The sequence below is a fragment of the Gemmatimonas sp. genome, from assembly GCF_027531815.1.
GTDB lineage: Bacteria > Gemmatimonadota > Gemmatimonadetes > Gemmatimonadales > Gemmatimonadaceae > Gemmatimonas.
Genome location: NZ_JAPZSK010000011.1, coordinates 108,721 through 120,476, shown reverse-complemented (window position 1 = coordinate 120,476; position 11,756 = coordinate 108,721). Strand labels below are relative to the sequence as shown.

General features: G+C 67.9%; 8 protein-coding genes. 3 read left to right on the top strand and 5 right to left on the bottom strand.

The genetic code is table 11. The annotated features are described in order from the left end of the window. Positions 1 to 49: 49 nt before the first annotated feature. Positions 50 to 730, bottom strand: a complete 681-nt coding sequence (locus tag O9271_RS14575) for a PEP-CTERM sorting domain-containing protein (RefSeq protein ID WP_298271141.1) — start codon at positions 728 to 730, stop codon at positions 50 to 52. Between the two features lie 471 nt (positions 731 to 1,201). On the opposite strand from O9271_RS14575, the gene O9271_RS14570 reads away from it, so the two are divergent. Both O9271_RS14570 and O9271_RS14565 read left to right on the top strand, forming a co-directional pair. Continuing rightward, the gene (locus tag O9271_RS14570; RefSeq protein WP_298271139.1) at positions 1,202 to 1,855 is read left to right on the top strand and encodes a DUF642 domain-containing protein; all 654 of its coding nucleotides are present in this window, start codon (positions 1,202 to 1,204) and stop codon (positions 1,853 to 1,855) included. 471 nt (positions 1,856 to 2,326) lie between these two features. Next, positions 2,327 to 3,601: a hypothetical protein gene (locus tag O9271_RS14565; protein WP_298271136.1), complete on the top strand. Its 1,275-nt coding sequence runs from the start codon at positions 2,327 to 2,329 to the stop codon at positions 3,599 to 3,601. A gap of 31 nt (positions 3,602 to 3,632) precedes the next feature. On the opposite strand, the gene O9271_RS14560 is transcribed toward O9271_RS14565, so the two are convergent. The 4 genes from O9271_RS14560 to O9271_RS14545 all read right to left on the bottom strand — a co-directional run bounded on the left by O9271_RS14560 (position 3,633) and on the right by O9271_RS14545 (position 11,064). Continuing rightward, the gene (locus O9271_RS14560; protein ID WP_298271133.1) at positions 3,633 to 4,487 is read right to left on the bottom strand and encodes a hypothetical protein; all 855 of its coding nucleotides are present in this window, start codon (positions 4,485 to 4,487) and stop codon (positions 3,633 to 3,635) included. Between the two features lie 102 nt (positions 4,488 to 4,589). Next, entirely contained in the window at positions 4,590 to 6,863 is a 2,274-nt protein-coding gene (locus tag O9271_RS14555; protein WP_298271130.1) for a M6 family metalloprotease domain-containing protein, read from the bottom strand. A gap of 185 nt (positions 6,864 to 7,048) precedes the next feature. After that, positions 7,049 to 8,308, bottom strand: coding sequence for a S41 family peptidase (locus tag O9271_RS14550; RefSeq protein ID WP_298271128.1), 1,260 nt, complete (start codon positions 8,306 to 8,308; stop codon positions 7,049 to 7,051). Between the two features lie 215 nt (positions 8,309 to 8,523). Then, positions 8,524 to 11,064, bottom strand: coding sequence for a fasciclin domain-containing protein (locus O9271_RS14545; RefSeq protein WP_298271125.1), 2,541 nt, complete (start codon positions 11,062 to 11,064; stop codon positions 8,524 to 8,526). On the opposite strand from O9271_RS14545, the gene O9271_RS14540 reads away from it, so the two are divergent. Further along, positions 11,063 to 11,656 (top strand): hypothetical protein, encoded by a 594-nt coding sequence (locus O9271_RS14540; RefSeq protein ID WP_298271122.1) that lies wholly within the window; start codon positions 11,063 to 11,065, stop codon positions 11,654 to 11,656. The two genes, O9271_RS14545 and O9271_RS14540, sit on opposite strands and share 2 nt — an antisense overlap. The last annotated feature ends 100 nt before the right edge of the window (positions 11,657 to 11,756 follow it).

The window sequence follows — 11,756 nt, the reverse complement described above, 5'->3', positions numbered from 1 at the left end:
CAGTGCGCACCCAATCGTACGCACCAGGCGCGTGTCGTGGCCGACCGGATCAACGCCGGCGCCGCCGTGCCCCCGTCATCATGCCGATGAGCCCCGCGCCCAGAAGCCCCAGCGTTCCCGGCTCCGGGACCGTCATGGCGCCGGCGATGTCGTCGATTTCGAAGGCCCGTCCGTTCGACGTCAATCGCAGCGCACGAAAAGTCGGCGTGGCCTCGAGGTTCAGGAACAGGCGACGGTTGGTGAGCGCGCTCGTCTGATTGCCATTGGCGGGGACGACCAGATCGGTGCCGGTGAAGAACCCCGCGTTGCTGGTGCCCAGGATACTCAACGCCTTGCCGTTCGCGTCGAGCAGCTCAAGCATGTTGTAGCTGTCGATGGAGCCCCAATAGAAGCTCAGCGAGCTGAACGACCGCGCCCCGAGATACGTCGAAAAATCGATCACGGCCGTGCCGTAGCTGGGCCCGGACACATTCGGCACCGCGAAGAACCCTGACGTCACGCCGGCCGGTGCCGCGGCGCCTGGGAGAGATCCGTTCAGGATGGCGTAGTTGCCGCTGAGCGAGACCCCGGGATACGAGGCCGGATTCAGGTTGTTGAAGTTCACCAGCAGCTGCTGATTCGGGGCAAACCCCGGGTCGGGAGCTCCCGCGGATGACGAAAAGCTGACCTGCGCGAACGCCGGGGACGCGGTCGCCGCAAGCCACAAGGCACCAACAAGAAGGGAACGCATATTCTCGCCTGAGCTGAATTGGAATGGCGGGGCCGTGAGGCATACCCCGTCGTACGATCTGCCAAACTCGATCGTACCTCTGCAAAGGCCATGCCAAACCAGACTCAGGTGTACAGCTTGAACGACCCGTGACGCGCCACCGCCATCCCCCGCGAGTCCCTTCTGGAACGATCAACAGACCGCCGTCCGCACACCGGGCACTCAGGCGTTGCGCCCATGCCATGCTCCTGTTGGAGATGTGCAGCGCCTCTCGTGTGTGGTGCTTGCCTGGGGTCGCGCACACCCGGCCGACGTCGAGCCGTGGGACACGACGAAGTGTAACGGACGCATCCGGAGGAAGCGCCAGGGACTTCCCGCTGCGTGATGCTCGGGGCCTCACGCGCGGCGGGTGCGGCAGGGCCGTGCGATTGGCATGACTGTTGAGGCTCGGAGCGCCAGCCGCACGTCTCTCCGCCCATCAGCTCACTGCCCATGCGCCGCTTCCGCACGTTGTGTGCACTCGCCTCTGCCGCTTCCCTGTCGCTGACGTCGATCGCCGAGGCGCAGTCGTGCACGACGGCCGTCGGTAATCTGGTCGCGAACTGCAGCTTTGAGGCGAACACGATTGCCTCCTCGTGGTTGTGGGTCAACTCGCTCACCGGCTGGGAATCCAACGGGAATCCGAACAAGTTCGAGATCTGGCGTGGACTTGACTCGTTCGCCGCGGCCGACGGGATGCAGCACCTCGAGCTCGATGTGCACCATGCCAACTCGAACACGACGATCTGGCAGACGCTGAACACCCAGCAGGGGCGCGAGTACACCGTGACCTTCTCGGCGGCGCATCGAAATGGTGGAGGCGGGGACCAGTTCAGCGTACTGGGCCTCCTCATCAATGACGTGCCCCTGTTCCAGACTCCCCAGATGCGCACGCCGTATACCTGGAACGTGTTCTCATACAACTTCGTCGCCGCGGGCACTCAGACGAAGCTGGGATTCCAGTCGCTTGGGACGCAGAACACCCACGGCGATCACCTCGACAACATCTCGGTGGTTGCCTCCGTCCCCGAGCCGTCGACCTCAGCCCTCACGGGTGCTGGCCTCCTGGCTCTCGGTGTAGTCGTCCGCCTTCGTCGCAGGGCCTGAGAAAGCGTGAAGTGACGGCAGGATAGGCATTCCGGTCGGGGGCGATCGACGGGTCGTCCTCACGCGCGAAGCCCTCGTCGACCTCCGACCGCGTGGTGGCTCATCGCGGACGTCACCTCACGCTCGTGCCGGTGCTGGACGACATCGGCGCACGACAGGCCAACGGCCCGGGGCTCGACGTCCGCTCGTAGATCGGAGTTGGACCACGTCTGCGGTCGGGGTACACGGAGTCACCTCCGCCCGCTCCTTGCGGCAAGGGGCTGGCCCTTCAGCGCTTCAAGCTGCCGATCGGCTGGGAACTTCCCATTTCCCGCCACGAAAATGCTTGCCGCGCCGGACTCCCTTCCATAGACTCGACGCGAGTCCTGCCATACACGTGTCAATCCTTCTCGACCTCGAGACCTCATGCCCGCTCTTCGTCGTCCCCGCGCATCCGCTTCCCGTTTCGCCGCGGCGTCCAGTATGCTGACGATGGGCGCTGTCCTGTCGGCGTGCTCGCAAAAGCCGTTGCTGCTCACGGTGACGCCGTCGACGGCGAAGGTCTATGGCTACAATCCCCGCGGGGACAGTACGCTGCTGGGTCAGGGAGGAACAGCCTCGGTTATCGTCAAGGAGGAGGGCACTCGTGTTCTCATCACCGCCGAGGGGTACCGCCCCGTCACGCGCGTCTTCACGAAGGCAGACGTGCAAAGCGGCGGGCTGAAGTTCGCCCTGACCACCTGGCGTTTCCCCATCAACATCGACCCCTTCGATGCCGACGGCCGGGTGGATGGCGTTGTGCAGCCGCGACGATCCTTCGTGCTCGAGGTGGAGCGTGACAAGGCGCGCACATTGGAGATCACGAAGCCCGGCTACCGCCGGATCGTGAAGCGCTACGAAAATCTTGAGGGTACCCAGCCGCCGACCATCGAGCGGTTCCAGCTCACCGATCGGGCCGTGCTGCTGACCGTTGCCCCTGCCGGCACGACCATCGAGGTGGCCGGCAAGTCCATCGGTGAAAATGCAGCGGAGATCGCGGTGCCGCCTGGACAGTGCAGCGTCGTGCGTGCCGTCCGTCCCGGCTTCATGCCCGTCGAGAAGCAGTACTGCGAGGGCCCGGCGTTCGCCGCGCTGCCCCTTACCGACAAGATCGAACTGCGCGATCGCATGGTGGCCGTATCGGCGGAGCCGGCAACCGCGGACATTTTCGTTAGTGGTCGGAAGGTCGGCACCGGGCAGTTCAACGTGGCGATCCGCACGGGGACCTGCGCGGAGGTGCGCATCGAGGCGCCCGCCTTCTCCGCGCAGCGCCGGGAGTATTGCAATCAGGACAATGCGCAGCCCATCCCGTTCGACGAGATGGTCAAGCTCGAGCGCGACGAGGCATGGGATCTCTCGCTGGCAAGCGATCAGGCGAATGTCAACTTCACCGTCGAGGTTGCTGGCAAGCGCACGCCCGACGAGGCGTGGAAGACGATCAGCCAGATCATCACCAACAGCTTCGATGTACTCGAAGTGACCGACAAGGAGACGGGCTACTTGCGCACCGGGTGGAATGTGCGCCGCTTCAGCGACAAGGTCATCCGCACGCGCGTGATCGTGAAGCTTGCCGACTCCAATCCGCTCAAGTACACCATCAAGCTGGCAAGCGAGAAGGCCGACGACGGTCGTGCGACCGTGAAGGATGATGAGCTCTTCCGCGAGTGGGACCGCATCCTCCTGCAGTACAAGGATCTCATCAACGAAACACAGGCGCGCCTGCGCTGACTCCCTGCCATGATGCGCCGCGGTCGCCCGTTCACCTGACGGGCAGATACCGCTTGCCGTCGATCGTCAGTCGGCCCCCATCGAGCGCGTAAACCAGCAGCTCCGCTGCCCCGCCCGCCGGCTCCAGGAGCAGCATTCGGGGTGACACCGCCCGCCACCGCCCCGCCTCCCGGGTGTCCGTCGGCGCGATCGTCGCACCAGTCACGTAGGTACTGCTCGTCGTTCGCCGCTCGTAACGCCCGTCGGCATCCAGACGTAGCGTCGACTCCGCATTGCTGCCCCCGCTGCCGTAGCTCCCTGAGGTACTCGTGAACCACCGCCACCGTCCGACCACGCGGGCCATCGCCGCTGCGTCCGTGGTAACGGGGGCGGCCCTCACCGACCCCAGGAGTTGTTCCGCCGCCTGCTGCACCGCCGCCTCTGTCGTTGCATCGGTCACCGTGACCAGCGCCATGGTACTGCCGTGCTCCGTGACGAAGGCCACGATCCGCGACCGGAGCGGTACTCCCCCTACCCCTGTCAGGCGAATCGACGCCGTCCGGCCGTTCCAGCGCCCCACGCGGCGGTCCGTCACGGGGCCGTCCGGTGCCGGCGCTGCGCCGCTGAGCGATTGAAGATCTGCCAGGGCGGCATTCATCAAGGCGTCGACATCCCGCCATCCCGCCACCACGAGGGCCAGCGCCCGGTCGCTCCCGGCACGATACAAATGCACTCTGGCAAGCGGTTCGACCACTGCCCGCGATTCCGGCGGCGCCGTCCATCCAGCGGGAACGGCATACGATAGCTTGAGATCAGCGATCGCGGCACGGGACGGGGCGGGTTGCGCCGAAAGGGCGATGGGCAACACCACCAGTGCAGCGGCGACGAGACGAAGGATAGGGGCCATGTGTGGAGAAGTTCACGGTGGCTAGCGTGCCCGTGACATGCCGGACACGCACGCGTCAGCGCGCCATTCATTCCAGACGGTCGAACCTGTATGGCGCTGCCGTCAGGGGCGTACGACCCGCACCACATCGCTCCCGTCCGTGCGCGATACCAGGGTGATGCTTGCCCCGCCCAGCGTCACGCTCTGGCCCGGGGCGAGCACGCGCGTGAGCTTCGCCAAATCCGTGTCGGCCATCGGGAGAACGCGCATGGTGCCTCGGCCACTCGCTACCTGCGTGTCGATGAGATAGGTGAGCGCTCCCGTCTGGGGCAGCCGCGCGTCGAACCCCGTGGCGCGTCGGCTCTCGACCACCAGCGCCGATGTGGCCGAGAGTGGCACAAGCACCGCCTTCGTGCCGCCCGCCTGGGTGATTGGGGTGAGCGAGACGAGCGACGTGCTTGCGGGTGCACACACCAGCTGCTCATCGGCAAGCCAGCCGAGCTGCCAGCGCTCGAAGGCCGTGAACTCGCCCCCGCGACCGCTGATGAGCCCCATGATGCTCCACTCCCCCACGTGGAGGTGCGTCTGCGCCGGCGTCGGTGGCGCGTAGTCGTACAGGTCCGGCAGCGACAGCAGATGCCCCATCTCGTGCGACAACCACAGGCCGCCCCACGTCCTGAGATCGCGGGCGGAATTCGTGGCGTTATCGATCGTGGTCGCCCGCCCCGGCACGCGGATGCCGCTCCCGGTGTTCGGTGTGAACGCGGGGCCGAACGTGATCGCGCCGGCATCCGGGTTGGTCATCACGACCAGCAGGTCGGCCGCCGACATGTCGGTGAAGGGTGCCGCCAGATCGGCCGCTTCCTGCAGGAGCAGGCGATGGGCCTCAAACGTGACGTTGCTCGGCCATCCGTACTGCGTGGAAGGCTTCGACATGCGCAGCCAGCGCTGCTGCGGTTCGAGCACCAGCGACATCGCCCCGTAGGACTGCGCCGCGAAAAACGCGCCGGCCGTGGGCTGAATGATGTCGAGGACGCTCTGCGTCGTGCGCGTGGCTGGAGCATCGCTGAAGTCGACGAAGAGCACCGTGGCACGCACGGTGCCGGTGCTGCGCAGGCGCGCCGAGTTGCGGGGGAAGCCGAAGCTCACCGATCCGGTGCGCGACGGCAGTCGGCACGCGGCATTCGGCGGCGGCGCGGTGACGGTCACCGTGGCCGAGCCGCGCACGCCGCCACTGATGGCCTCCAGGACCGCGCTGCCGGTGCGACCGCTCGCCACCAGCCCGTTTGCATCCACCCGCGCCACACTCGTATCCGACGAACTCCATTGCACGGCCTGGTCGGTGAGAATGGCGCCGGCCGCATTGCGGAGCACCGCGGTGGCCTGCGCCGCCAGACCGCGGGCCAGTGACAGCGCGCCGGGCTCGATCGTGATCGAACTGATGGCCGCCGAAACGGTGACGCGGATCGTGGTGGTCAGCTCCGCCGCGACGAAGCCGCCACCGCTCCCGCGCGCCGTAACGGTGATGTCGGTGCTGCCCGCGGTGAGTGCGGTGACCACACCACTCGCGCTGACGCTGGCCGCGGTGCCCACGGCCCGAAAGCCATACGTGACGTCCACGGTGCTCGATGCGCGCGTGACCGACGGCACGAGTGTGAGCTGCTGGCCGATCGTGAGCGCGGGCGAGGCCGGGGCGACCGTCAGCGCGGTGATCGCCGACTCCGCGGCCACTGAAACGGTGGCTTGCGCCGACTGGCCGGTGGAGGCGGCCGCGGTGATCGTCGCACTCCCCGGCCCCACCGCGGTCACGGTGCACGCGCTTCCACTCAACGCGGTCGTCGCCACCGCCACGTTCCCGGAGGTACACGCCTGCACCGTGGGGGTCGGCGAACCACCGGAGATGGCGACCGTCAACACGCCTGAGCCGCCGGGACGCAGCGCCAGTGTGCCGGGCGTCAGCGTCACCGCCACGGGCGCGACGACGGTCACCGGGATGTCCAGCGTGCGCGTTGCACTGGCAAGTGCTGGCCCCGCCGCGCTTATCTGGGCCGTGAGCGTCGTGCTGCCGGGGCTCACGGCCGTGATCGTATACTGGCCCGCGCTCCCCGACACGGTGGCGACCGCCGTGTTGGCCGAGACAAGGGCAAAGGTCGCGGTCGCGCCGGCGGCGACGGTGGCGGTAATCGTCAGCGATCCCGACTGCCCCGCGGTAAGCGTCAGCGCATTCACCGACGCCGTGGCCCCCGTGAGCGCCGGGGGCGGCGGCGGGGTGGGCGCTGGCGGCGCCGACGTCGACGGATCCCCGCCTCCGCAGGCAGTGGTGGCGGCGAGCACCAGCAGAGAGCAGGTGAGCCAGCGACGCGGACGAACCAGACGAGCAGACGGGGGAGTGGGCATGGACACGAGATCGGACAGAGGGGATGGCACATTCACAGCCAAGTATGGGCAACTTACGCGAACGTGGTGATCGGCCGTCGCCTGCATCATCCGCCTTGGCACGACACTCGGCGCCATCGTAACGGGCGACCTTGGTGTAGTGCGACACGGCCCGCCGTGGCTGAGTGAACCGACCGGTGGGGACCCTACGACGTCCCGCCACGCCGAAACACCACGTCCACGCCCTTGGGTCGCCGACGGTCGGTGGCTGCCGGCGGAGCGGTCTGCAGCAGGTCGAGCGCCGAGCGGACGCCGGCATCCCGTTGCGGCGGGGTCGCGGTCGAGCCGGTGCACTCGTTGCGGGCCTGGAGCCACGTGATTGCTGCAGCCACGGTGGGATCGGCGGGATCGCCGGTGATGGTCCGCGCAATGCCGCCCGCCACCTCCTGATCCGGCGCAATCGGTCGGTCGCCTGGGGTGAAGCCGTCGCGCGCGAACATGTACGAGTCGGTGATATCCACGCGCGCCGTGTCGGGCATGAAAAAGAAGTCGCGCCCGCTGGCGACACCGATGCTGGGAAGCCCGAACACGCGTGACGGCGGGCCGCCGCGGAAGGCGAGCGTGATGGCTTCCGCCGCACTGGCCGTTACGGAGCGCGCGACACGGCCGTCGGGCAAGGTGACCTGCGAACTGCCAATGAGCACGGCCACCGGCAGCCCGCGTCGCGTGGGGCGGAACGGGTTGGGCACCACCAACTCCGCCGAGTCGCGCAGGTTACTGAGGCCGAAGACCCCATTGTTCCCGCGATCGCGATAGTACCAGAGCTCGCGATAGGTACCGCTGTACTGCAGCCCGCCCGCGAAGCCGTTGTCGGTGTTCCACAGCGGCCCCACGCTCGCCATGAGGGCAAAGACGAATCCGCCGCTGTTGTGCCGCAGGTCCACGATCCATCCGCAGGGGCGGTTGGCGTCGAGTTCGCGCAACAGCGTGTGCGTGGTGTCCACCCGTCCCGACTGGCTGCGACCGATGAAACCGGGAATCCACACGTAGCCCAGGCGCGGCGTGATCATGCGTCCGTTCACACGCTGGTCCGGGCGATCGGTCGGTGCGTCGGTCGAGCCGGGCAGCTGATTGGGGGGCGAAATGCTGCTGTGCGGATCGAGTTCGCGCAGCGCCGCGGAGATGATCGAGTAGCTGTCTCGCAGGGTCGGCACGGCGGCCGCCCGGGCCAGATATCGGCTGCGAAAATCGGTCCAGTTCACGCGCGCCGTGTTCACGGAGCGCCCGCGCATGGAGTCGACCGCGATGGACACGTACCCTCTCGGCGTGAGCGTATCCAGGATGCTGCGCACCACGCGTGGCGGCGTCGGGCCGACGGGCGAGTCACCACAGGCGGCAACGGCGCCGGCCCCGGCGGCGAGCAGCATTGACGCCACGCGGTGCGCGGTGGTTCTGACATTGGTCATGGCAACAGACCTCACATGAGGAGACTTCGCCCACCGGCCGAGCGCAGAGAACCTTGCCCGCGGGGCATTGGTTCTACTGTCCGGAATAGTGCCCATCGGGATAGTCAGCAGCAAGAGCTGCTGTGGGGCCATCGGCGCTTCACACACGAACGGCCACCCGGCTGACATGCCGGGTGGCCGTTCCACGCGTCAGGGCGCGAGACGCGTGCCAATGCTCAGGGCAGCAGCACGGTGTCGATCACGTGAATGATGCCGTTCTTCGTCACGATATCGGCGGTCAGTACCGTCGCAAAGTTGCGCGGTCCGGTGAGCCGCACCGTGCCGCCGATGAGCCCCACGGACAGGTTGGTGTTCGCGAGCAGCGTGGGCACCTGCCGCCCGTTGGTCAACTGGGCTGCCAGGGCCCGCGACCCCGTCACGTGCAGCTGCAGCACGTTCGCCAGCGTAGCGGTGTTGCTGGGCGCGCCACCGGGAATGGCAGCGAACGCGGCGTTGGTGGGGGCGAACACCGTGAGGTTGTCACCGCGCAGGGCATTGGTAAGCCCCGCCGCCGTCACGGCGCCGACCAGCGACGTGAAGCCGCGGATGATGGCGTTGTCGACGATGTCGAGGCTGCCCAGCAGCACGCCGTCGATGAGGTGCACCACCCCGTTGGAGGCTTCGATATCGGCGGTGGTCACCTGCGCGCCGCCCACGAAGATGAACCCGCTGGCGACCGTCACCGGCAGCGTCGTGCCTTCGACCGTGGTGAGCGTCTGGCCATTCCGCAGCTGGCTGGCGGTGATGCGTCCCGGTACGACATGGAACGTGAGCAGCTTGCTGAGGATGGCGCGATTTCCGGTCTCGAGCAGACGCTGCAGCACACCCGCCGGCAGGCCGGCAAACGCCTGATTGACCGGGGCGAAGACGGTGAACGGCCCCGTGCCGCTCAGCGTGCCGGTGAGTTCGGCGGCCTGCAGCGCTGCGACCAGCGTGGAGAGCTGCGCCGTGGCGACGGCCGTCTGCGTGATGGTTTGCTGCGGCGGCGCGGGGAGCAGCACGTTGTCGATCACGTGGATGACGCCGTTCTTGGCCACGATATCTGCCGAGACGACCGACACCGTGTTGCGCGGACCGGTGATGCGCACGCCACCACCCACGAGTCCGACGGAGAGGCTCGAGCCCGCGAGCAACGTGGGCAGCTGCTGACCGTTGGTGAGCTGCGTGGAGAGCGCGCGCGCGCCCACCACGTGCAGCTGCAGCACGCGCGTCAGCGCCGCCACATCGCTGGGGGCGCCACCCGGAATTGCCGCGAACGCCGCGTTGGTGGGCGCGAACACGGTGAGATTGCCGCCGCGGAGGGCGGTGCCAAGGTTGGCCGCCGTGACCGCGCTCACCAGCGAGCTGAGGCCGCGGATGATCGCGTTGTCCACGATGTCCAGGCTGCCCAGCAGCACGCCGTCGATGAGGTGCACGACGCCGTTGGAGGCGTTGATGTCGGCGGTGGTCACACGGGCGCCACCAACCGTGACGACACCGCCGGCGACCGTCACCGGGAGCGTGGTGCCTTCCACCGTGGTAAGCGTCTGGCCGTTCTGCAGCTGGCTCGCGGTAATGCGGCCGGGGACTACGTGGAACGTGAGCAGCTTGCTGAGAATGGCGCGGTTGCCCGTCTCGAGCAGACGCTGCACGACGCCGGCGGGAAGCGCGGCGAAGGCGTCGTTCACCGGGGCGAACACCGTGAACGGGCCGGTGCCACTCAGCGTGCCGGTGAGTTCAGCGGCCTGCAGCGCCGCGACCAGTGTCGACAGCTGCGGCGTGGCAATGGCGGTCTGCGTGATGGTCTGCGGTGCGGCAGCCGGGAGCAGCACGTTGTCAATCACGTGGATCACGCCGTTCTTGGCCACGATGTCTGCGGTGACCACCTGCACCGTGTTGCGCGGGCCCGTAAGGCGCACCGTGCCGCCCGCGAGACCGACGGTGAGATTGGCGCCCGTGAGCAGCGTGGGCAGCTGCTGCCCGTTGGTGAGCTGCGTGGAGAGCGCGCGCGAGCCGATCACGTGCAGCTGCAGTACCGGGGTCAGCGCCGCGGCCGTGGTGGGGGCGCCACCGGGGATGGCGGCGAACGCCGCGTTGGTGGGGGCGAACACCGTGAGGTTTCCGCCGCGCAGCGCACCGGCGAGGTTCGCGGTGGTCACGGCGCTCACCAGCGAGCTGAACCCGCGAATGATGGCGTTGTCCACGATGTCCAGGCTGCCGAGCAGCACGCCGTCGATGAGGTGCACGACGCCATTGGACGCGCTGATGTCAGCGGTGGTGACGCGCGCGCCACCCACCGTGACCACCCCGCCGGCCACCGTCACCGGGAGCGTGGTGCCTTCCACCGTGGTCAGCGTCTGGCCGTTCTGCAGCTGGCTGGCGGTGAGGCGCCCGGGGACCACATGGAACGTGAGCAGCTTGGTCAGGATCGCGCGGTTCCCCGACTCCAGCAGGCGCTGCAGCACGTCGGCCGGGAGGGCGCTGAAGGCGGGGTTGATCGGGGCGAACACCGTGAACGGCCCGGGGCCATTCAGGGTGGCCGTGAGCTCGGCCGCCTGCAGGGCGGAAACGAGTGTCGAGAGCTGCGGCGTGGCCGCCGCCGTCTGCGTGATCGTCTGGCCCGCCGGAGCGACGGGGGTGTCGCTGTCGTCGCCGCACGCCACCAGGGTGGAGGTCAGCGCTGCAAGAGAGAACGCCACGGCCGCGCGCCGCGAAAGCAACTTCAAGGATTGGAGCATGGTGATCATCAACGGGAGATGGTCAGGCCGTGCCGGCGAATCCGGACACGATCACCATCACCACACCCGAGCCGACGAGTATGACCAGTTGGTCCTATGCCCCTTCACGGTAATGGCTGAGTCCGGTAGACCCATGCGCGGACCGGATCAGGGCCCGGTCAGCCGGAAGAACCAGAAGGGGACCGCCGTCGAAACTCGGGCCTCAGCAAGGGCGCCGCCAGCCCGCGCGACGCCGCCGCAGGACCGCCGCGCCGTCGAACTGACTTTTCTCAAGTCCACCCCGGGACAGCGCGAGCCGCTGAAACAGTTCATCGTGCGCAACTGGTTTGCGATGGACCGGATTGCGGTGGAGCAGGGACTCATGCGCGGCTTTACGGTGATGGACACCGGGACCGACGACGGGCCGTGGAATGTGCTGGTGGCGGTGACGTACACGGACGCCCGGGGCTACGATGGTATCGCGGAGGCTTTCGAAACGATCCGTCGCGCCCACACCCCCGTCCTCGTGGACGGCAAGACGCTGCGTGATCTGGGCGCGATCGTCGAGTCGAAGCGGGTGTACGAAGACGTTGCCGACGCGTACCACCCGTGATATCCCCCCTCCGCGATCCGTCCGCACGCCCGTCACGCTCACGTGGCGCGTTCGCGGAGCGCGTTCGCGGAGCGCGCCCAGGCGCACATTGAAGCGCCAC